At 72.5% G+C, this 20,477-nt stretch carries 18 protein-coding genes; 13 read left to right on the plus strand and 5 right to left on the minus strand.

The annotated features are described in order from the left end of the window. Nucleotides 1-126 precede the first annotated feature (126 nt). Nucleotides 127-2,754 (minus strand): galactose oxidase-like domain-containing protein, encoded by a 2,628-nt coding sequence (locus tag ACSRUE_RS24075; RefSeq protein ID WP_441285637.1) that lies wholly within the window; start codon nt 2,752-2,754, stop codon nt 127-129. Nucleotides 2,755-3,068: 314 nt separating this feature from the next. Here ACSRUE_RS24075 and ACSRUE_RS24080 point away from each other — a divergent pair, with 314 nt between their 5' ends. The 4 genes from ACSRUE_RS24080 (at nt 3,069) to ACSRUE_RS24095 (ending at nt 6,614) form a co-directional block, all read left to right on the plus strand. Further along, nucleotides 3,069-3,200: a hypothetical protein gene (locus ACSRUE_RS24080; protein ID WP_441285638.1), complete on the plus strand. Its 132-nt coding sequence runs from the start codon at nt 3,069-3,071 to the stop codon at nt 3,198-3,200. 124 nt (nt 3,201-3,324) lie between these two features. Next, nucleotides 3,325-4,860: a dockerin gene (locus ACSRUE_RS24085; RefSeq protein ID WP_441285639.1), complete on the plus strand. Its 1,536-nt coding sequence runs from the start codon at nt 3,325-3,327 to the stop codon at nt 4,858-4,860. Between the two features lie 105 nt (nt 4,861-4,965). After that, complete coding sequence (locus tag ACSRUE_RS24090) at nt 4,966-5,541, plus strand: TetR/AcrR family transcriptional regulator (RefSeq protein ID WP_441285640.1); 576 nt, start codon at nt 4,966-4,968, stop codon at nt 5,539-5,541. Next, entirely contained in the window at nt 5,538-6,614 is a 1,077-nt protein-coding gene (locus ACSRUE_RS24095) for an MBL fold metallo-hydrolase (RefSeq protein ID WP_441285641.1), read from the plus strand. Before ACSRUE_RS24090 ends, ACSRUE_RS24095 begins: the two co-directional genes overlap by 4 nt. A gap of 39 nt (nt 6,615-6,653) precedes the next feature. Here the strand turns inward: ACSRUE_RS24095 and ACSRUE_RS24100 are convergent, their stop codons facing one another. Continuing rightward, nucleotides 6,654-7,046: an MAPEG family protein gene (locus ACSRUE_RS24100; protein WP_437766535.1), complete on the minus strand. Its 393-nt coding sequence runs from the start codon at nt 7,044-7,046 to the stop codon at nt 6,654-6,656. 289 nt (nt 7,047-7,335) lie between these two features. On the opposite strand from ACSRUE_RS24100, the gene ACSRUE_RS24105 reads away from it, so the two are divergent. The 3 genes from ACSRUE_RS24105 (at nt 7,336) to ACSRUE_RS24115 (ending at nt 8,948) form a co-directional block, all read left to right on the plus strand. After that, nucleotides 7,336-7,800 carry a nuclear transport factor 2 family protein gene (locus ACSRUE_RS24105; protein ID WP_441285642.1) on the plus strand — a complete coding sequence of 155 codons (465 nt, stop codon included), beginning with the start codon at nt 7,336-7,338 and terminating at the stop codon, nt 7,798-7,800. Between the two features lie 208 nt (nt 7,801-8,008). Continuing rightward, complete coding sequence (locus ACSRUE_RS24110; RefSeq protein ID WP_441285643.1) at nt 8,009-8,680, plus strand: class I SAM-dependent methyltransferase; 672 nt, start codon at nt 8,009-8,011, stop codon at nt 8,678-8,680. Between the two features lie 109 nt (nt 8,681-8,789). Further along, entirely contained in the window at nt 8,790-8,948 is a 159-nt protein-coding gene (locus ACSRUE_RS24115; protein WP_441285644.1) for a hypothetical protein, read from the plus strand. A 28-nt stretch (nt 8,949-8,976) separates the two neighbouring features. Here the strand turns inward: ACSRUE_RS24115 and ACSRUE_RS24120 are convergent, their stop codons facing one another. Next, nucleotides 8,977-10,179, minus strand: coding sequence for an acyl-CoA dehydrogenase family protein (locus ACSRUE_RS24120; RefSeq protein ID WP_441285645.1), 1,203 nt, complete (start codon nt 10,177-10,179; stop codon nt 8,977-8,979). 362 nt (nt 10,180-10,541) lie between these two features. Between ACSRUE_RS24120 and ACSRUE_RS24125 the strand changes: the two genes are divergently transcribed. The 3 genes from ACSRUE_RS24125 (at nt 10,542) to ACSRUE_RS24135 (ending at nt 12,833) form a co-directional block, all read left to right on the plus strand. After that, complete coding sequence (locus ACSRUE_RS24125; protein ID WP_441285646.1) at nt 10,542-11,120, plus strand: TetR/AcrR family transcriptional regulator; 579 nt, start codon at nt 10,542-10,544, stop codon at nt 11,118-11,120. 52 nt (nt 11,121-11,172) lie between these two features. Continuing rightward, nucleotides 11,173-12,036, plus strand: a complete 864-nt coding sequence (locus tag ACSRUE_RS24130; protein ID WP_441285647.1) for a phosphatase PAP2 family protein — start codon at nt 11,173-11,175, stop codon at nt 12,034-12,036. Between the two features lie 287 nt (nt 12,037-12,323). Next, nucleotides 12,324-12,833: a hypothetical protein gene (locus tag ACSRUE_RS24135; protein ID WP_441285648.1), complete on the plus strand. Its 510-nt coding sequence runs from the start codon at nt 12,324-12,326 to the stop codon at nt 12,831-12,833. Between the two features lie 76 nt (nt 12,834-12,909). On the opposite strand, the gene ACSRUE_RS24140 is transcribed toward ACSRUE_RS24135, so the two are convergent. Then, on the minus strand, nt 12,910-14,355 hold the full coding sequence (locus tag ACSRUE_RS24140; RefSeq protein WP_441285649.1) for an NAD(P)/FAD-dependent oxidoreductase: 1,446 nt from the start codon (nt 14,353-14,355) through the stop codon (nt 12,910-12,912). Nucleotides 14,356-14,931: 576 nt separating this feature from the next. Then, nucleotides 14,932-16,851, minus strand: a complete 1,920-nt coding sequence (locus tag ACSRUE_RS24145; protein WP_441285650.1) for a type VI secretion system contractile sheath domain-containing protein — start codon at nt 16,849-16,851, stop codon at nt 14,932-14,934. A gap of 56 nt (nt 16,852-16,907) precedes the next feature. Here ACSRUE_RS24145 and ACSRUE_RS24150 point away from each other — a divergent pair, with 56 nt between their 5' ends. Genes ACSRUE_RS24150 through aroC form a run of 3 tightly spaced genes read left to right on the plus strand, consistent with a single transcriptional unit; the run spans nt 16,908 to nt 20,477 of the window. Continuing rightward, entirely contained in the window at nt 16,908-18,314 is a 1,407-nt protein-coding gene (locus tag ACSRUE_RS24150) for a homoserine dehydrogenase (protein ID WP_441285651.1), read from the plus strand. Then, nucleotides 18,311-19,240, plus strand: coding sequence for a glutamate racemase (gene murI / locus ACSRUE_RS24155; RefSeq protein ID WP_441285652.1), 930 nt, complete (start codon nt 18,311-18,313; stop codon nt 19,238-19,240). Before ACSRUE_RS24150 ends, murI begins: the two co-directional genes overlap by 4 nt. A gap of 52 nt (nt 19,241-19,292) precedes the next feature. Next, nucleotides 19,293-20,477, plus strand: a complete 1,185-nt coding sequence (aroC, locus tag ACSRUE_RS24160; RefSeq protein WP_437292738.1) for a chorismate synthase — start codon at nt 19,293-19,295, stop codon at nt 20,475-20,477.

The raw sequence follows: 20,477 nt of genomic DNA on the forward strand, positions 1-20,477 counted from the left end.
CGCGCCGCCGGGACGCGCGGTGAAGGACGCAGGGAGAGCCCGAGATCTCGAGGCCATTCCGCCGCTTCCACTGCCGGCCCGCCGAGGTCGAGGTTCCGGGGCTCCCGCCCCACGTGTCCGGGCCGGCTACTGCAGCTTGACGAACTTCGCGACCGACGGGACGCCCTGCGTCGAGACGACGAAGAGCATGTAGTAGCCAGGCGGCGCGACCTTGCCGTTCGGCGGAGCCGTGAGCGTCAGGGTGCTGCCCGACTGCCCGGTGATCGCGAGCTTGACGGCGCGCTGGCTCTGGTCGAATCCGTGCGTGACCGAGCCGGGAGACATGAGCATCGCGCTGCCGATGCCCGTGGCGGCCACCGCCGAGGACAACGTCACCGAGATGGACTGGCCGTACGACGCGGTCGAGGCCACCGACTGGATCACCGGGCGCGCGTTGCCGCTCAGGAGATAGGGGGGCGTGAAGATCTCGACCCGCCGCTCGGGCCATTTGTAGGGGAGCTCGTTGAAGGCGTGATCCCGGCCCGCCGTGAGCACGCGCGCGTCGGGCAAGAGCAACGCCGTCGAGTGATAGAGCCGAGCCACGCGCATCGGACACATCTTGGTCCAGGTGTTATTGCTCGGGTTGTAGATCTCGGGCGTCATGACCGGCGTCGTCGCGTGGTCGGACGAGCCTCGCGCGCTGCCTCCCACGACGAACACCTTGCCGTCCGGGAGCAGCACGGCGGTGTTCAGCACGCGCGCGTAGTTCATTGACGCCTTGTAGCTCCACGCCGGCGACGCCGCGCCGAGGTCGAGGAGCTCCGTGGTGGCCGTGGCGGGGATCGCGGTGTCGTTCGGGTCGCTCGTCGCCGCGTTCGAGACGGCCCCGCCCCCGCCGATGACCATGACGCGCGCGCGGTGATTGTCGGTCGGCGAGAGCGGCAAGAGCACCGCGCTCCCGTAACCGGGGTACGTGCGGGAGTTGGCGTACTGCGTCGTGTACTGCGTCGCGCTCCAGGTGTTGTTGCTCGTCGTCAGGAGCCGCGAGCCTCGGCCCGAGTGAACGAACACCTTGCCGTCCGGCAGCTGGAAGACGAACGGGTAGAGCTGTATCGGGCGCCCGTCGCTCGTGAACGGCTCCGGCACATCGCTCCGCGCGGAGAGGGTGCCCGCGGTGTTCAGCGTCTGCCAGCTGCTGTTCACCGGCTTGGTGCTCGAGATTCGCCCCGTCTTCGTCGTGCCGGAGATGGCCAGCACCGAGCCGCCGTCGAGGCGCGTGAGCGTGGGGTACCAGCGCCCGAGGGTCATGTCCGTGAGCGAGGCCCACGTCGAGTTCGAGGGGTCGAACCGGTGCGAGCCCTTGACGTGGGCATCCCCATGGCCCCCCGCGACCCAGAGGCGTCCGTCGCTCAGAAACGCGTGGCCAGAGCAGAAGGCGTGCGGCTGCGTCCCGCTCGGCAAGGACGCCTGCCCCGTCGCCGGATCGAACACCTCGGAGTACCCCTGGTCCGAGTCATCCGTGAACCCGAAGAGCAGCACCTTGCCCGTCCGCAGGAGCGCCGCGTGGATGCCGATCGCCCCCGCGTCGAGCGGGTCGCTCCACTGCCCTTTCGTCGCGGGATCGCAGCACGGCTCACCTCCGAAGACCGAGCCCGCCCACACGGTGTTCCCGGAGGCGTCCTGGCCGTGCCTCACCCAGCCGCCGTTGTAATAGAAGGACGCCAGCGACCCATCGGCGCTCCTCCGACCGACGACCTCCAGGTTGTCGTAATCGCTCCAGATCACGCCCGCGGCCGAGTACGAGTTGATCGGATCGACCCACGTGGCCGACGTCTTCCAGGGGTACGCGCTGTCGTCGTTGTCGCGGTAGTAGTGCCGCAAGCCGCCGGTCGAGAGGGGCACGACGAGCTCGAAGTTCCCCTTGGTGCCGCCCTTTCCCTGGACAAACTGGTGCACCCCGGTCGCGGAGATCGCCTGGTTGTTGTCCACGCGGATCTCGTTCGGCGTCGTCCAGGTGCGGTCATCCCTGCGATACATGGAATAGAGCGTCGATCCGGAGCGCGCGATCACCTCCAGGCGGTTCGTGCCGAAGTTGCTCTCGACCAGGCTCACCGCGGAGTACGTTCGGCCCGTCGCGAACGTGGTCCCCGAGCTCCATGGATGGGACGCGACCGAGTTGTCGCGCCAGTAGTGGGCGAGGCCGCCGCTGGCGAGCGGCACCACGACCTCGAAATTGCCGGGCGATAGCTTGGCCTGGACGATCCCAGGCTGCCCGGTGACGCCCGTCGCGACCGTCGTTCCGCTCGACCAGGCCTTCGTGGACTGATTGCGGTAGTAGTGCACAAGGCTGCTGCCCTGCACGGCGATGACCTCGAGGTTTCCGCCGCTCGAGTTCTCGATCATGCTGATCCCGTTCACGTCCGCCGAGCCCACCTTCTTCGGGCCGAACCAGGTCGGGGTCGACACGAGCGAGGTGGTCGCGTTGTTCCGGTAGTAAGCCGAGAACCCGCCACCCGTGTGCGGCACCACGAGCTCGAAGTTGGGGACCGTCCCGGTGCCGTCCGAGCCCTGAACGAACCCGATTCCGAACGTCGGGCTGCAGGTGCACGCGGCTCCGCTGCACACGAGCTCATCGCTCTCGGTATCCAGATTGAGCTCGTCCCCGTTCGTCCACTCGGCGCAAGCCGCACCACCCAGCGCCAAGCTGCCGAGCGCCAGCAGCATTCTCGGCGCACAACTCCACCCACCGAGCAACCGCATCATCTTGCTTTTCATGTTCTCCTCAAGGATTCAAAGGGGAAGAACCTCGGATGAGCTCGAGACCCAGGGCAAGCTGCATCTCGCGCCGCGGACCATCGCGGTACATCGGAGCGTGGCTGCACAGCTCGTCGTGAGCAGCGCAGGAACGATGAGCCGTCTCCCCCACATGTTCGTAAAGCTCACCTCATCACGGGGCTGTTACGTCGGGCATCGTTCACACATAGAATGCCTTGTCAGGGGCCGCCGAGCACTGAATTTTTTGTGTTTTCGTTCTGACGCAAGTTTGCTTTGGTCCCGAAATTTCCTTGGACGACGTGTTATGGGGGTCGATGCCCAACAGGCGTTGGGAGTCCGGTGGCCTGCGGCTCCCTGGTGCTGTCGAGGGCGATACGGCCCGCCGCGGGCATCGCCGCCTGCTGGAGGCGGAGCTCCCGACCGGGGTCGAGACCCTCATCAACTGAATCGGTTCAGTTTTTTCTGCGCCTCCGTGGTATGGCCGGTCGTGGTTTCCACCGCGCGGCCTGACGATCGACGCTCCGGGCCGCGCAATCACCCGGCCCGCTCGTGCAGCGGCAAGGAGCCAACATGCGACAATCTTCGTTCTTGAGCCTCGGTTCGTCAGGCACTCTCGCTCTCCTCCTCGCGGCGCTCGGATGCGACGCGTCGGGCGGCTCGTCCTCTGGCGCCGGCGGTCAGGGCGCCGGCGGTCAGGGCGCGACGAGCAGCGCGAGCGGCTCCGGCGGCGCCGGCGGTCAGGGCGCGACGGGCAGCGCGAGCGGCTCCGGCGGCGCGGCGGGCACCGGCGGCGCCGGCGAAGGGGGCGGGGGCGCGGCAGGCGCTGGCGGCGCTGGCGAAGGAGGCGGTGGCGCGCCGCCGGCGCCGCTCTGGGACTGGAGCGGCATCGTCGGCACGGGACAGAGCCTCTCGGTCGGCGCGGAGGGCACGCCGCCCCGCACCACCACGCAGCGCTTTCACAACCTCAAGCTGTCCCTCGGGAACGCGAGCGTGCCCCCCTTCGACGCGGCGAGCGCGGCCCTCTCCCTGGTGCCGCTCGTCGAGCCGATCCGCGCGTTCGCGACGACCTACCCCAGCGCTTACCCGAAGAACATCTATGGCGAGACGCCGCACACGGCCATGGCCGACCAGATCTCGTCCCTCGCGGAGGCCGCCGCGGGCGGCGATCACATCACGGTGCACACCGTCGTCGGGGAGAGCGGGCAGCCGATGAGCGTCCTCCGGAAGGGCGCCACCCAGACGGCCTCGGGCGACACGTCGATGGGCCGCGCCTACGCGGCGACGCTGTTCGAGGCGGAGGCCATCGCGCGCCTCGCCAGGGAGGCCGGCAAGACGTACGGCGTCGGCGCCGTCGTGATCACGCACGGCGAGGCCGACGCCGGCAGCGCGACCTACGGGGATGAGCTGGTCAAGCTGTGGTCCGACTACAACCAAGATCTCCTCCGGATCACCGGCCAGTCGCGGAGCATCCCCCTGCTCGTGTCCCAGCAGAACTCGGTGCACACCGACGCCGGCACGCGGTCGACGTCGACGCAGGCGCAGTGGCGCGTGGGCGTGGATCACCCGGGCGATATCGTCTGCTCGGGTCCGAAGTACCAGTACCCGTATGCGAACGATCACATCCACCTGAACGCGAGCGGGTACCAGCAGCTCGGCGAGAAATTCGGCCAGATCTACTTCGAGAAGGTCGTCCTCGGGAACGACTGGCAGCCGCTCCAGCCGACGCGCGTCGAGCGCAGCGGCAACGTCGTCACCGTGCACTTCCATGTCCCGGTGCCGCCGCTCGCCTGGGACAGCGCGCTGCCGTCTCCCCACCAGACCGCGTTCACGGAGTGGGCGCAGGGCCGCGGCTTCGAGCTCTGGAGCGGCAACGCCCGGATCCAGATCAGCGGCGTGGAGATCTCCGGCGATTCGGTGCAGATCACCGCGCGGAGCCTCCCCGCGTCCGGCGTGATGGTCGGCTATGCGATGACGACCGACGGGACGTCGATGACGGGCGGCACGATCCGCTGGGGTCAGCTGCGCGACTCCGATCCGTTCGTCGGCTCGACGACGGGCAAGGCCCAGCCGAACTACAGCGTGGCGTTCGAGATGAACGTCCCCTGACGGGCGGCTCCGGCGCGGCGTTCCGATCGAGAGCCTGCGGGCGGCGGTCCGCAGGCGCACCTCCGCGCGCTTGACAAGACAGACCTGTCTGTCTATATCCGCGTCGTGCGGGACGCCAGGCGCCACATCCTCGAGGTCGCGGAGCGCCTCTTCTACGCCGAGGGGTATCGCGCCGTCGGCGTCGATCGGTTGATCGCCGAGGCGGACGTCGCCAAGGCCACCTTCTACCGCCACTTCCCGACGAAGGACGACCTGCTCGTGGCGGTGCTGGATGCGCGCGACCTGCGCTTCCGCGAGTGGCTGGCCGGGCGAGTCGAGGCGGTCGCGGGCGATCCGCGGGACCGGCCGCTCGCGGTCTTCGACGCGCTCGCCGAGCTGTTCGCCGCGGACGACTTTCGCGGCTGCGCGTTCCTCAACACGATGGTCGAGGTCGCGAGCCGGAGCCACCCCGCGCACGAGGCGGCGCAGCGCCACAAGCAGCGGCTCATCGACTATTTCGAGCGGCTCTTGCGCGAGGCCGGCGTGCCTTCGGCCAGCGCGCTGGCGCCGCAGATCCTGCTGCTGATCGACGGCGCGATCGTGACCGCCGTCCGCGAGGGGGGACCGGGCGCCGCCGCGCGCGCGCGGTCCCTCGCCGAGAACCTCATCGCAACAGCGCGGCCAGGAAGGCGACGACGATGAACCGGATCACGGGTGTCCCGAGCAGGTGGAATGGATGTGCCGAGCAGCTCCCGCAGCCCGCCGTGGCGGAGCCCGGGGCAGGCGCGCCCTCGCCGGGTCGCCCGCGCAGGCCGCGGGCGCCCGTGGGCTCGGTGGTCGGCGCGCTGCTCGCGCTCTCCCTGACGGCCTGTGCATCGCCGGACCGCGGCGGAGCCAGCGCGCCGCCAGCCGGCGCGGCCGCCGCGATCGCGCCGCCGGCCGGCGAAGCCGCCGCGGCCGAGGCCTCGAGCGGGCGCCTCCAGTGGCGCGGCGGCCCGACGGCGATCCTCGAGCGCGACGGCCTCCGGCTGCTCACCGATCCCGTCCTTGGCCCGCGCGGCCCAGCGGTGTTCGTGCTCCCCAAGCACCCGTCGACCGGCGTCGAGAACGCGCCGGTCGCCCGCTATACCGATCCTCCTGCGGAGCCGCTCGGGCACCTCGACGTCATCCTCCTCAGCCACAACCATGCTGACCATTTCGACGCGGTCGCGAGGGAGACGCTCCCGAAGGACGTCACCTTCGTCCTCCCTCCCGACGCGGTCGAGGCGGCGCGCTCCGCCGGATTCACGAAGCTGACGCCGCTCGATTGGGACAGCGAGGTCGTCCTCCCGACCCGCGCCGGCCGCCTGCGGATCCTCGCCGTCCCGGCGAACCACGCCCACGACGCGGCGCTCGACGCCACGCTCGGCAAGGGCAACGGCTATGTGCTCCGCTGGGAGGGCGCGACGCCCTATTCGGTCTACTGGACCGGTGATTCGGTCTTCACCGAGCCGATGCGCGCGGTGGCGGCCCGCTTCGCGCCCATCGATCTCTGGCTCCCGCACCTCGGCGCGGTCGGCGTCGACGGCGCGCGCGGCCTTCGCACGATGGACGCGGAGGAGGCGGTCGCCGCCGCCGCGCTGCTCCGCGCCCGCCACGTGATCCCCATCCACCACACAACGTTCGCCCATTACCGCGAGCCCGTGACGGCGTTCACCCAGCGCGCCGCCTCGAAGAACCTGCCCGCGCAGGTCCACGTCCCGACGGACGGCGCGTGGATGCCCCTGCCGCGCTGAGCCTGCCACGGCGCCCCCGCCGCGCCGGCGCTGCGGCGTTCAGACCAGCCACTTCAGGAGGAAGAGGCCCACGGTGGCGGCGAAGCCGATGATCCAGACCGCGGTCCGGGCAGCGGCCTTGTCGCCGATGTACATGACCAGATAGAGAGCGCGCGCGGCGACGTGGGTGACCGCGAGGATGGCGCTCCAGCGAGCGTCGGCGCCCGCGAGGTGGGCCGTGAAGACGGCGGCGGCGAAGGGCGCAAACCCCTCGAAGGCGTTCTGGTGGGCGGCGAGGGCGCGGCGCCCGACGCCGGTGAGCTTGGCCTGCTGGTCGCGCGGGTTGCGGTTGTCCAGGCCCTCGGGCTGCTGTGCCTGTGCCCTGGCGACGAACAGGCGGGCCACGTAGATCAAGAGAAGTGAGATGAAGACGCACGTCAACGGAATGGTCATCGGATCCCTCTCGAGCGCACAGGCTCCTCGGAGCGCGGAGCGACTCTAACGAGCTCCCGCCGCCGGCGCGAGCGCCAAGCGTCGTGGCCGCTCCCACGGCGCCTGCGCCGGAGCGGGCAGGGCGGTCCCGCGCGGGGCAACGCGCTCGAGCGACGGGCGCCCGCCGATGGCAGGATGGGAGCGGCCGGTCCGCGGTACGGCCCTGGGGATCTGCGCGTGAAAAGGGGTTGCCGGGGATGGGAGATTCGAGGAAGGTTCGTTCAGGTGCACCTTGAGCGAAGATCCTGTCGTGTCGCGCCCGCCGCTGCCGCCCTTCACCGCAGAGACCGCCGCCCGGAAAGCGCGGCTGGCGGAGGACGCCTGGAACAGCCGGGATCCCGCGCGCGTGGCGCAGGCCTACACCGTCGATAGCCGCTGGCGGAACCGGGCGGAGTTCTTCCAGGGGCGGGCTGCGATCGAGGCGTTTCTGCACCGCAAATGGCAGCGGGAGCTGGACTACCGCCTGATCAAGGAGGTCTGGGCGTTCACCGGGGACCGGATCGCGGTGCGCTTCGCCTATGAATGGCACGACGACAGCGGCAACTGGTACCGGTCCCATGGCAACGAGCAGTGGGAGTTCGATGCGCAGGGGCTGATGCGGCGGCGCGAGGCGAGCATCAATGACGTGCGGATCGCGGCGGAGGAGCGGAAGTTCCACTGGCCGCTCGGGCGGCGACCCGACGAGCATCCGGGGCTGAGCGAGCTCAGCTTGTAGTTGCAGCGGCTGTCGCCGTGCCGGTCCGAGACTGCCTCTGCGGTGGGTCTCGCACTGGAATGCTCCAGTGATGTGCTGTTGACACGACCGCCGTCCCCCCGATAGACTCTCCGGCGTCGAGGCCGTTCGGCAGACCGGGAGGCCTTCGCGATCCTGGTTGACGGCGTGTCCTTGGGCGGGTGAACGACACAGGATGCCGAGCGAGCTCATGTCCAGCTCTCCAGACAAGCCCGAGATCGCCACGGCCTACGATCGCTGGGCCGCGACGTACGATGACGATTTCAACCGGACCCGCGAGCTGGCGGCCGACGTCCTCCGGCAGCGCGGCCTGGCGCTGGCCGGCCGGGACGTGCTCGAGATCGGCTGCGGCACCGGGCGCAACACGCCGTGGCTCGACGAGCAGGCGAGCAGCGTCCTCGCGCTGGATTTCTCCGAGGGGATGTTGCGTCGCGCGAGGGCCCGCGTGTCTTCTCCCCGTGTCCGGTTCGTGCAGCACGACATCCGCGATTCCTGGCCCCTCGCGGAGGGCTCGTCCGACGTCGTGATTGCCATGCTCGTGCTGGAGCACATCGAGGACATCGACGCGGTCTTCGCCGAGGCCGCCCGCGTCTTGCGCGCGGGAGGAGAGCTCTTCCTGTGCGAGCTGCACCCCGTGCGACAGATGCGCGGGGGCCAGGCCAATTTCGTCAACCCGGAGACGGGCCAGCCCGAGCGTGTGACCGCGTTCCTGCATGACGTGTCACAGTACGTGAACGGCGGCCTGCGGGCCGGGTTCGAGCTCGTTCACCTGGGCGAGTGGCGCGACGCGGAGGCCGCCAGGAGCGACCCGCCGCGGCTCCTGTCCGTGCAGCTCAGGCGCGCTCCTCACTCGCCTGGCTAGCGGCTGAGTCCGTAGCACACAAATCTGCGCTCCGCTGTAGAACCCATCGTTGCGTTCTGGATCGCCGTTCGGGTGACGTGGATCGGGCCATCGGTCTAGGATGGTCGCCATGAAGCTCTCGTCACGCCGGCGCCGCCGCGTGCTCGCGTCCTCGTTCGTCGTCACGGTGGCTGGCGGCGCGGCGGCTTGCGCCTGGTGTCGCGCTTATCTGGAGCGCCACAGGCCGCGCATCCTCGGCGATCGGCCGGCGTGGCCGGTGCCTGGTTGAGCGCGCGTCGCTCAGCCGCCCTGTCGCGCTAACCCACCACCCGAGGCGGCCGCGGCGCGAGCATCGGATGCAGCTCGGCGATCCCCAGCCGCGCGCGCCCCGCGAACTCGTAGGCGTCGTCGGTCGCGGCGATGTGCTGCGTCGCCGCGTGGATGTCCCGGAAGCACCGCTGCAGGGGGCTCGCCGCGTAGAGCGCGCCCCCGCCGCCGGCCCGGTAGGCGAAGCCCGTGACCTCCGCGGCGACGTCGGTCACAACCGTCTGGATGAGCCGGATCGCCGCCCAGTCCTCGATCGAGAGCGCCTCTCCAGCGCGCGCCTGGTCCCACATCCGCCCGAGCACGTCGAACGCATAGGCCCGCGCCGCCGCGAGCTTCGCCTCCGCGCGCCCGAGGTCCATGTGGAAGGCCGCGTGGCTGCCCAGCGCGAGCTGCGGCCAGGCCTTCACGCGGCGCGGGGCGACCGCGGCGATCTCGTCGAGCGCGCGCCGCCCGACGCCGAGCGCGAAGCCGACGTGACCGGCCGCGAGCAGGGCAAGCAACGGCAGCGAAACCAGCGCGCCGCCGCGCCGCTGAGGCGCCGCGGGGAAGGGGCACGTCCGCGCCTCGGGCACGAGCGCGCCCTCGATCCGGTAGTGGTCGCTCCCCGTGCCGCGCAGGCCGGCGACGTCCCACGTGTCCTCGATCACCACCTGCTCGCGCGGGACCGCGAGGCTGATCATCTCGGGCGGCCCCGCCGGAGGGGCCCCGCCCTCCGGGGCCACGATGGCGCAGGTGAACACCCACGACGCGTGCCGCACGCCGCTGCCGAAGGCCCAGCGGCCCTCGAGCACGTACCCCCCGGAGACGCGCCGCGCGAGGCCGGTCGGGATCTGGAGCCCCGCGAACGTCGGGAACGGCCCTGCGAACACCTGGCGGGCCCCCTCGTCCGGCAGGGTGCCCCCGGCGAGCGCGGCGAGCAGCGCGCTGATCATCAGCGACCACCCCGCCGACGCGTCTGCGCGCGCCATCGCCTCGAAGACCTCGACCTGCGTCAGCGGGTCGCTCTCGACGCCGCCGAGCGCGCGCGGCGCGGCCACCGCGAGCAGACCGCTCGATTGCAGGGCATCGACGACCGCGGGCGCGAGCGTGCGCAGCCGCTCGGACGCCTCGGCGTGGGCGGTGGCGACGCCGCGGACGCGCTCCACGGCGGCGAGGAGGCGTTCGCGCTCGGGGGATCGACGGGGCTCGGACATGCGGGGGCTCCTTTCCTGGATCGGGTGCAGCGCGCCGGCCACCGGCCGCCCGCGCGCCCGATGATGACACTGACAACATGGGGAAAGTTTCCACTGCCTACATTTTTTTCGCGACGACCTTCGGCTCCTGAGCTCGCGGCCCTGCATCCGCGGCCCTGCGCCCCGCGGCTCGGTGGACCGCGGCCTTCGTGGTATCGTGCGCCTGCGCTGTGGCTTCCCCCGCAAGGCGCCGCCGTCCGAGCGCGCGCACCTCCCCCGCAACCTCGTCGCGCCCTTCACCCGCGCCCGGGTCGCGCCCTTCAGCCGCGCCGGCGTCGCGCCCCGTCGACCGGCCCTACCACCACGGCGGCCTCCGGCGCGCCGTGCTGGAGGAGGCGCTCTCGCTGATCGAGGAGCAAGGGAACGCGAGCTTCACGCTGCGCGAGGTCGCGCGGCGCATCGGCGTCTCGCACGCCGCGCCTTACCGCCACTTCGCGGACAAGCGCGCCTTGATGACCGAGCTCGCCGTCCAGGCGAGCGCGGCGCTCAGCGCGCGGATCTCGGCCGCCCTGGAGGGCGCCGGGGGCGACCTCCGGGCGCGCTTCCTGGCCGCCGGCTTCGCCTACGTCGCCTTCGCGCTGGAGCACCCCGCGCCCTTCCACGTGATGTACTCCGGCGAGGTGGACGTGGACGACCCGCGGGTCGCGGCGGCCACCTCGCACAACCTGGGGGTGCTGCTCGGGTTCATCGAGGAGGCGCAGCGCGCCGGCGCGTTCCCGCCCGGCGATCCGTGGGCGCTCGCGGTCCCGATCTGGGCGATGCACCACGGCCTCGCGACCCTCGCTGCGTCGGGCGCCCTCTCCAAGGCCGGGCCGGCGGCTCTCCGGAACCTGGTCGACGACGCCCACGCGCGCCTGCTCGACGGGCTGCTCCTCGCCACGCCGGGGCCGTCGCGCGCCTGACGCCCGTGACGGATTTCCGTGCCCCTCCGCTCCGGCTACGCTCGCGCCCCTCATGCGTGCTACCGCCGCGCTCGCGCTGTCCGCCTTCCTCGTCGCCGTCTCGTCCTCGCCGGCCGCTGCCGCCGACCCGTCCCCCGAGCTCACGTACCGGCCCGAGATCGATCTGCCCATCACCGTCGTCGGCGGCGCCGCATGGATCGCGTCCGAGCTCGCGAAGAAGGGCCTCGCCCCCGAATCGTGCCGCTGGTGCACGGCCAACGCCCTCGACACGTCGCTCCGCGACGCGCTGGTCTGGCGAGGCAACCCGAACACCGCTCACGATCTCAGCAACGTGACGGTCTTCGGCGTCGCGCCCGCCGCAGCGCTGGGCCTCACGGCGCTCGCCGCGTGGTACGACGGCCGCTCCGACAACATCTCCGCGGATCTCGTGATCGTCACCGAAGCGATGGTGGTGGCGATGAACATGAACCAGATCACCAAGTACATCGTCGGCCGCCAGCGGCCGTATGCCCATCACGACAACCTGGATGTGCTCCGCGCGGGCGAGGGCACCTCGGGCGCCCTCCCGCACGACGACGATCTCTCGTTCTTCTCCGGCCACTCCACGGCCGTCTTCTCGCTCGCCGCCGCGAGCGGCACCGTGGCGTCGATGCGCGGTTATCGCGCGGCGCCGTGGGTATGGGCGAACGGAATGGCGATCGCCGCGCTCTCCGGCTACCTGCGCATCGCCGGCGATCGCCATTATTTCACCGATGTGCTCACGGGCGCCGTATTCGGCGCCGCCTCCGGCGTGCTGATCCCGGCTCTGTTTCATGCCCCGCGCCCGGGCGTTGCCAGCGCTGGCGCCCGGCGTTTTCGCCTCTCGCTCGCGCCGGCGGGCGGCGGCGCGGGCGTGGGCGTCGCCGGCGCCTTCTGAGCCGAGTAGCGCGATTTCGACCATCGGCAAGCGGCAGCGCTGCTCTCGGACGACATAAGTAAGCAGTGTTGACAAACCGATAGTTCATTTTTACAATACGCCTGTCAGCTAGGAATGCTGGTGCTCGGGCCGTCGTTGCTGGAGCGCTAGCTCATTACGTCGAATACGCCGTGCCGCGCTGGCGGCCATGGCGACGGCGAGCTGTGGTCCCGCAATGGGCACGCGCGTTTTCGCGGGCCCGTCTCGGCGGGGTTCCGCCAGCTCCGCCTCATGAAGGAGTCGACGACATGCATGTCGTTCACCATTCGTCACACACCCGGTGGATCGCGGGAGGCCTCGCCGCCCCGCTCCTCGCCCTCCTCGCAGGTTGCAGCGATCAAGCGCTCGGGGCGCCCGTGCCGGCGCCCGGCGCCGAGCTGCCGCCTCGGTCCGCGCCCGGCGTGGGCCGGGAGCTGCCCCAGGGGAGCGCCGTTCAGGGCGAGCCCGCGCTTCGGCCCGCCGCGACAGTGGCCGCGCTGCTGGAGCGCAACGAGCTGCTCCGGGAGGCCGGGCGGCTCGCGGAGATCAGGGCGGTGCTCGCGCGATCGCCAGAGGCGCCGCTCGCCCTGCTCGACGAGCACCGGGCCGAGTTCCCGGAGGGGCGCCTCGCGGCCGACCGGGAGATCGTCGCGATCGACGCGCTGCTGCGCAGCGGGCGCGCCGACCAGGCGCGCGCCCGCGCCGGGGATTTCCTCTCGCATTTCCCGGCGAGCCCCCACGCGGACCGGGTTCGCCGCCTGACCGGCGCCGCGCCATGAGGCGATCTCGCCACCGCCGCGCGGCGCCCCCGTAGCGCCGGACGGGAGCGACGCGGCGGCCGCGGCTGTTCAGGCATCATTCGGGCTGCCCTCGGTGGCCCGTGCCCGCAGCGGTCACCTCGGGCAGCGACCCTGACCGCCCCGCGCGAAGCACGCGCAGGATCAGGCGAGGATCCAGGAGCGCCTCCGGCCCGTCGAGCATGTGCAACGCGCGCACGAAGCGCACGTAGACCTCGCGATCGACCTGCGCGGCCCGGTGCAGCATCCCGGTGTACCAGCGCATGATCGGCTGGAGGACCGGCCGCCGGCCCCTGGTCTCGGGGTAAGCGAGGTCTTCCCCCGTGGACATCCGCCACGGCAGGTCGACCGCCCTCGCCGCGGCCGCGTGGTAGCGGCGGGTGAGGCCCGCGATCGCGCAGCGCCCCGCGCGGCGGCGCTGCTCCTTGAGCGCGGCGTCGAGCGCCAGCGCCTGGAGGCAGGCCGACGTCATCCCCTGGCCGTAAACGGGGTTGAAGCTGGCGAGCGCGTCGCCCAGCACGGCGAGCCCCTCGGGCATCCGCGCCATCCGCTCGTAGTGCCGCCGGAGGTGCGCCGGGAACTTGGAGACGGCGACGTCCGTCACCGGCTCGGCCCCGAGCAGCGCCCGGTAGAGCGCGTCGTTGGGCAGGCCCCGGGCGAACTCCAGGAAGCCCTCGGGATCGGCGGGCGGGTGATCGCCGAACAGGCCCGCCAGCACCACGATCCAGCGCCCGCCCTCGATCGGCGCGATGCAGCCGAACCGCCGGCTGTCGGACGGCGAGCCGAGGACGTACAGCGACTTCCACGGGAGCTGCCCCGGATCCCGCGGCCGGTACTGCCGGCTGGCGTACCCCACCCGGACCTGGATGGTCGACTCGTCGGGCCGCCGGTAGCCGAGCGCCTCGAGCCACGCCGGCGCGCGCGAGCCGCGCCCGCTGGCGTCCACCACGAGCTCCGCCGGCAGCCGCTCGATCTGGCCGCCCTCGTCGCGTTGCCGGACCACGACGCCCGTGATCCGGGAGCGATCGCGAGACGCCGAGAGCTCCACCACCTCACGCTGGTCCAGGCGCCGCACCCTCGGCAGCGCGAACGCGCGGCGGCGCACGTGCGCCTCGAGCAGCGGACGGGTCATGCACACGGTCCGCACCCCCGTCTCGAAGCGCGGCTTCCAGGCGCCGTGGTGGTGCCACGCCAGGCCGAGCCCGAAGTCGTACGCGATGGCTCCGTCCTGGAGCAAATCCCCGGTGAAGCCGGGGAACAGGTCGTTCAGGATGCGCTCTCCCTGGGCGAGCAGCCCGTGGAGCTGGCGAGCCTGGGGCACGCCCTTGCGGGCCTCGCGGAGGTCATCCGGGATGGCGTCGCGCTCGATGACGGCCACCTCGCCGAAGTGGTCGGCGAGCACGCGGGCTGCGACCAGGCCCGCGATGCTCCCACCGATCACCACCGCCCTGCGGCCGGCGAACGGGCGATTGGAGCGGATGTCCTCCTGGGTGCAGGGCTTCATGAAGTCGCCAGGATTGCAATCCTCGGGCCGCCCCTGAGGACCGCAAGGCCGGCGCAATGCTCGCTTCGTGATGAGGCGCTCAACCCGCGTTGCGCGCGCCGCGCACATCGCGCGCTACGCGCCAGCGCCCGACTGAGCAGCTGCGCAACTACGCAACTCCACGCGCTCCGTCGAGATGAAAGCGACGATCACTCCCGCGCTCTTCGTCGCCATCGAAGATGGACCGCCGGCGCGACAGGCGCGGAGAGCCCGTATCGCGGCGCCGCGCCCCGCCGGCGGGTGGCCGCTCCGCGGAGGGTGTGAGAGCGCACCGCTCACGGTCCTCGCGTCTTCGTGAGAGACGCTCGACGTGGATTGCAATGCCGCGCGCCCGGAACCGCGCGACGTGACCCGTCGACCCTGCGATGGGCGCCGGGCTACTTCTTGCGGCAGCCGCAGTCGGACGTAGGCGCCTGCGGCGCCGCAGGCCGCTGGCACGTGGTGACGAGGGTGCTCAGGACAGCGAGGAGGATCGCGACGCGGAGCCGCATGCCGGTGATCCTCCCCCGCGCGCCGGGCGGCGTCAATCCGGGGCGCTCAGCCGAGCGGCATCTCGAGCGACACCTCGTCGAGCCCGACGCCCAGGAAGCGGCGCGGGCGCACCGTGACCGCGATCTGCGCGCCGCCCTCGCCGCGGCCCGCCTTGACGGCGAGCTCGACGCTGGCGGGCGGCGCGTTCTCGAACAGCGCCCAGAGGGCACCCTCGACGACCGGCTGGACCTCCGCCGGGTCGCTGTCCGGGGGCAGCTTCGAGCAGAGCGCGCGCAGGAACTGGACCACGCGCGCGACGAAGAGCTGATCGACGAGCGAGACGCGCTCGAGGCGCTCGTCCGGCTCGGCCGTCGGGCTGTCGTACGTGAGCTTCTCCGGCGGGACGTAGGCCGTCGGCGCGGCGAGGACGTACACCGCGTCGCTGTTCGGGGCCGACGCGAGCAGGAGCACGCCGCTCTTCGAGAGCTCGCGCTGGGTGTCCGTGGACACGAACGCCTCGGTCGGGATCGCGACGCCCTCGTCGCCCTCGTACGCGCCCTTGACCTCGTGCACCGGCAGGTCCCCGAGCGCGCCGCCGCCCTTCGCGCCCGTGACGCGGCAGGGCCACGCCGTCTCGCGGAAGCTCCCCGCGATCAGCGCGCCGACGACGTACGCCGGCGAGATCCAGACGCGGCCGCCCTCATCGCCGGGCTGCTCGGCGATCGTCGCCTCCCGGATCCGGGAGGTCGACCGGTCGTACGGCATCCGGCCGAGCACGCGGTTCATCGCGATCGCGACCCACCGCGCGCCATGCCGCGCTGCAGCGGAGCGCCACGGGGCGCGGTGCGGCGCACGGAACAGCGCGGCCTTGTTGTCGAGCCGCTCGACGCCGCCGAGATCGTCGACCCCGAGCAGGCGCGCGTCGCCGTTCACCACGGCGGGGAGCGCGTGCGCCTCGGCGACGCGCGCGATCTCCTCGAGCCGCGCGAGCGACGCGGCGCTGCCGTCGATCGCGACGTCCACGATGGCGACCGACGCCGGCGGCTCGGAGCTCGCCGTCTGCGCGAGCACCCGCGCGAGCGCGCCGGCCGCCTCGTCCGGGCGCGCGCTGACGACGTCGAACCGGACGCCCTCCGCCGCCTTCGCGCGCTCCACGAGCAGGCTCAGCCCGCGCCACGCCTCCTCGAGGCGCCGGACCTCGGGGTGCTGCAGGATCGCGCCGAGCTGCGCGCCGATCGCGCGCTCGATCTGCGCGATCGCCTCCGCTGGCCGAGCGGGCTGGCCCGCGCGCGGGCGGGCGCTCGCCGCCACGGTCGCGATGAGCTCCGAGAACCGCCCTGCCTCCGCCGGCTTCTGATCGAGGCCGCCCGGCGTCGCGGGTGGGGGCGCCGCCTCGGCGCCCTCGCCCCCGCCGAGGTCGACCATCGAGAGCAGCGCGTCCACGTCCGAGCCGGGCGCGGGCGCCGCGGGCCGCTCCGCGGCGGGCGCGGAGCGGCCGGGAGAGGCGTCCCGGCGCTCCGGGACGAGGCCCAGGATGTCGCGCACCAGCGGGGAGCCGCCCCAGAGCCGATCGAGCTCGGCGCGCGCCTGGTCGAGCGTGGCCGACCCGTCGCGCAGCCGATCCAGGACCCGGCGGCCGTCGAGCAGCGAGCGCAGCAGCGGCACCTCGGCGCACAGCGCGTCGGGCCGGAAGCTCTTCATCCCGGCGGGCGCGAGGTCGACGCGCACCGCCCGGCCCGCCGCGAGCACGCTCGGCACCTCGATCGCGAGCCGTGGCCGGAGCATCGTGAAGAGGTTATCGAAGCGGCTCGCGTCGACGCGGATCGCGCCCGCGGGCGGGCTCGCGCCGGCGTTGTGCGGATCGCGCGGGGTGAGATCGGCGACGACGACCACGCGCAGCGGGAGCAGCGGCCCTCGCTCCACGGCGCCCCCGTCCTCGCCCACGTGGAACCTGAACTCGTCGCCCAGAACGCCCTTTTCCGTCATGGCCAGCGCAGCATAGGCGTCACCTACCGGCGCGAGAAGCGCTAAGCTCCGCGCGCATGAAGACGGAAGGCGGTCCGCCCTTGAATTTGAACCCTGAACCTCACGCCGCCAGCGATCGCAGGCGCCTTCGCGGGGGCGCCCCGATCCAGATCGGGCTCCTCGGCTGCGGGACGGTCGGCGGCGGCGTCCTGCGCCTCCTGGCCGAGAACTCCGGTTACCTGGCGGAGCGCGCGGGCGTCCCCCTCGTCGTGAAGCGCGTGGTCGTGCGCGACCTCGAGAAGGAGCGCGTCGCCGCCCTGGATCGCGGCGTGCTCACCACGAACCCCGAGGAGGTCGTCGACGACCCCGCGATCGACGTCGTCGTCGAGGTGATGGGCGGCGAGACGCCCGCGCGCGCGCTGATCGAGCGCGCCATCGACCGCGGCAAGGGCGTGGTCACCGCGAACAAGCTGCTGCTCGCCGCCCACGGCCCCGCGCTCCTCGCGCGGGCCTCGGCGCGCCAGGTCGACCTCGCGTTCGAGGGGGCGGTCGGCGGCGGCATCCCGATCATCCGGACGCTCCGGGACGCGTTCGCGAGCGACTGGGTCGAGCGCGTCACCGCGATCCTGAACGGGACCTGCAATTACATCCTCACGCGCATGCGCGACACGGGCGCGTCGTTCGACGCCGCGCTGCGCGAGGCGCAGGCGCTCGGCTACGCCGAGGCCGACCCGTCGCTCGACGTCGACGGCCACGACGCCGCGCACAAGCTGATCGTGCTGGCGATGCTCGCCTTCGGGGCGCAGATCGACAGCGCCGACGTGCACACCTCCGGGATCCGGAGCATCGAGGAGGCCGACCACCGCTACGCCGATCGGTTCGGCTACACCATCAAGCACCTGGCGATCGGCCGAGACCTCGGCGATTCCATCGAGCTGCGCGTGCACCCGACGCTGATCCCGAAGCAGAGCGTGCTCGCCAACGTCTCCGGCGTGCTCAACGCCGTGCTGCTCGAGGGGCGCGCCGTCGGCCCGTCGCTCGTCTACGGCCGCGGCGCCGGCGACCTGCCGACCGCCGTCAGCGTCGTCTCCGACATCCTCGACGTCGCGCGCTCGATCGCGTCGGGCGTCGCGGGCATGCAGGGCCGCGGCATGTCGATCAAGCCCCGCGCGGTCCGCCCGCTCGGCGAGATCGTCTCCCGGTACTACCTGCGCTTCGCGGTCGAGGACCGGCCCGGCGTCATGGGGCGCCTCGCCGGCGCGCTCGGCGACGCGGGCGTCAGCATCGAGCAGATCGTGCAGCAGGGGCCGACGAGCTCGGGCGCCCCGCCCGCGGGCGGGGCGGCCGCTCGTCAACCCGCGGTGGACGTCGTGCTCATCACGCACGACGCGCGGGAGGGGCTCGTGCGGAGCGCGCTCGACGCGATCGCGCGCGAGCAGTTCCTCCGCGAGCCGGTGCATCTGTTCCGCATCGAGGAGCCGTGACGTCCCACGGCGACGCGCCGCTCGGCGTGTTCGACTCGGGCCTCGGCGGCCTCACGGTCGTGCGCGCGCTGCGCGGGCGCTGCCCGGCGGAGGACATCGTCTACCTGGGCGACACGGCGCGGGTCCCGTACGGCACGCGGTCGCCGGAGACGGTGGTCCGCTACGCGCTCGGCTGCGCGCGCGTGCTCATCGGCCGCGGCGTCAAGGCGATCGTGGTCGCGTGCAACACGGTGAGCGCCGTCGCGATCGACATGCTCCGGGTCGAGCTGGATCTGCCCGTCCTCGGGGTCATCCTGCCCGGCGCCCGCGCCGCCGTCGCCGCGTCGCGCGGCGCGACGATCGGCGTGCTCGGGACGGCCGGGACCATCGCGTCCGGCGCCTATCCCCGCGCCGTGGCGTCGCTCAGCACCCGCACCGAGGTCGCCGGCCAGGCGGCCCCGCTGCTCGTCTCGCTGGCGGAGGAGGGATGGATCGAGGGCGAGGTCCCGCGGCTCGTCGCGCGGCGGTACCTGGAGCCGCTCATCGGCGCGGGCGCCCGCTCGATCGTGCTCGGGTGCACGCACTTCCCGCTCCTCCGCGCCGCGATCGAGGCCGAGACGGCGTCGCTCGCCGGCGGCCCCCTCCCGATCGTGGACAGCGCGTCGGCGACCGCCGAGGAAGTGGCCTCGTTCCTCGCCGAGCGGGGGCTCGCGACCTCCCGGAGCACGCCGGGCGGCCTCTCGCTCCTCGTCACGGATCTACCGAAGAGCTTCGCCACCGTGGCAGCCAGGTTCCTCGGGGAGCCGGTCGTCGCGGACGGCGCCGTCCACGCCTCGACCCAGGCCGGCGCCGCTGTCCGCTCCCCGACCCAGGTTGGCGGAGACGCCGCTGGCCATTCTTCCCCTTTTTCCGCCCAAGGCGTCGACGTGGAGCAGATCGACCTGTAATACGCAGCAAGCTTCGCCCGGGGCTCCGGGCGCGGAGGAGGTTTTCCACACGATGACGCAGCTCAGGTGGCTTTCGGCCGGCGAGTCGCACGGGCCGGAGCTCGTGGCGACCGTCGAGGGCATTCCGGCGGGCATGCCGCTCCTCGCGGAGGACATCGACGAGGATCTGGCGCGTCGCCAGCGCGGCTACGGGCGCGGCGGGCGGATGAAGATCGAGACCGATCGCGTCCGCCTCGTCGCCGGCGTGCGCGGCGGCGAGACGCTCGGCGGCCCCATCGCCATGGTGATCGAGAACCGCGATCACGCGAGCTGGGCCGGGCGGATGGGCCCCGAGCCGTTCCCCGAGCCGCCCGAGGCGCTGACCCGCCCGCGCCCTGGCCACGCGGATCTGGCCGGCGGCCTGAAGTACGCCCGGCGGGACCTGCGCGACGTGCTCGAGCGGGCGAGCGCGCGCGAGACAGCGGCGCGGGTCGCGGTGGGCGGCGTTTGCCGCAAGCTCCTCCGGTCCGTCGGCGTCGAGGTCTTCGCCCACGTCCTGTCGATCGGCCCGGTGGCGTCGCCGACCTCCGCCGCCTCGGGCGGAGGTGAGCTCCCGCTCGCCGAGCTCCGGGAGCGCGCCCGCGCCTCGGATCTCGCGTGCGTCGACGCCGCTGCCGCGCAGGCGATGCGCGACGCCATCCGCGAGGCCGCGCACCGGGGCGACACGCTCGGCGGCGTCTTCGAGGTGATCGCCACGGGCCTGCCGCCCGGGCTCGGGAGCCACGTGCAGTGGGACCGCAAGCTCGACGGCCGCCTCGCGCAGGCGCTGATGAGCATCCAGGCGATCAAGGGCGTCGAGATCGGCATCGGCTTCGAGGCCGCGCGCATCTCGGGCTCCGAGGTGCACGACCCCATCGCCTACGATCAGGGGGCGCACGCGTTCACCCGCCCGTCGAACCGCGCCGGCGGCCTCGAGGGCGGCATCACGAACGGCATGCCGCTCATCTGCCGCGCCGCCATGAAGCCGATCGCGACGCTCAAGCGCGCGCTCCCGTCGGTCGACGTGCGCACCAAGGAGCAGTTCGACGCCGCCTTCGAGCGCAGCGACGTCTGCGCCGTCGCGGCCGCCTCGGTCGTCGGCGAGGCGATGGTGGCGATCACGCTCGCCGCCGCCCTGCTCGAGAAATTCGGCGGCGACAGCCTCACGGAGCTCTCGCGCAACGTCGACAGCTACCTCCAGCAGGTCCGCTCTTATTGA

This window comes from Sorangium sp. KYC3313 (assembly GCF_052075895.1).
Taxonomy (GTDB): Bacteria; Myxococcota_A; Polyangia; order Polyangiales; family Polyangiaceae; genus Sorangium; species Sorangium cellulosum_B.

Bases quoted from the DNA above. Each gene is read 5' to 3' on its own strand.
- ACSRUE_RS24075 (WP_441285637.1), bottom strand. From the start codon at position 2,754: ATGAAAAGCAAGATGATGCGGTTGCTCGGTGGGTGGAGTTGTGCGCCG.
- ACSRUE_RS24080 (WP_441285638.1), top strand. From the start codon at position 3,069: ATGCCCAACAGGCGTTGGGAGTCCGGTGGCCTGCGGCTCCCTGGTGCT.
- ACSRUE_RS24085 (WP_441285639.1), top strand. From the start codon at position 3,325: ATGCGACAATCTTCGTTCTTGAGCCTCGGTTCGTCAGGCACTCTCGCT.
- ACSRUE_RS24095 (WP_441285641.1), top strand. From the start codon at position 5,538: ATGAACCGGATCACGGGTGTCCCGAGCAGGTGGAATGGATGTGCCGAG.
- ACSRUE_RS24100 (WP_437766535.1), bottom strand. From the start codon at position 7,046: ATGACCATTCCGTTGACGTGCGTCTTCATCTCACTTCTCTTGATCTAC.
- ACSRUE_RS24110 (WP_441285643.1), top strand. From the start codon at position 8,009: ATGTCCAGCTCTCCAGACAAGCCCGAGATCGCCACGGCCTACGATCGC.
- ACSRUE_RS24115 (WP_441285644.1), top strand. From the start codon at position 8,790: ATGAAGCTCTCGTCACGCCGGCGCCGCCGCGTGCTCGCGTCCTCGTTC.
- ACSRUE_RS24120 (WP_441285645.1), bottom strand. From the start codon at position 10,179: ATGTCCGAGCCCCGTCGATCCCCCGAGCGCGAACGCCTCCTCGCCGCC.
- ACSRUE_RS24130 (WP_441285647.1), top strand. From the start codon at position 11,173: ATGCGTGCTACCGCCGCGCTCGCGCTGTCCGCCTTCCTCGTCGCCGTC.
- ACSRUE_RS24135 (WP_441285648.1), top strand. From the start codon at position 12,324: ATGCATGTCGTTCACCATTCGTCACACACCCGGTGGATCGCGGGAGGC.
- ACSRUE_RS24140 (WP_441285649.1), bottom strand. From the start codon at position 14,355: ATGAAGCCCTGCACCCAGGAGGACATCCGCTCCAATCGCCCGTTCGCC.
- ACSRUE_RS24145 (WP_441285650.1), bottom strand. From the start codon at position 16,851: ATGACGGAAAAGGGCGTTCTGGGCGACGAGTTCAGGTTCCACGTGGGC.
- ACSRUE_RS24150 (WP_441285651.1), top strand. From the start codon at position 16,908: ATGAAGACGGAAGGCGGTCCGCCCTTGAATTTGAACCCTGAACCTCAC.
- aroC (WP_437292738.1), top strand. From the start codon at position 19,293: ATGACGCAGCTCAGGTGGCTTTCGGCCGGCGAGTCGCACGGGCCGGAG.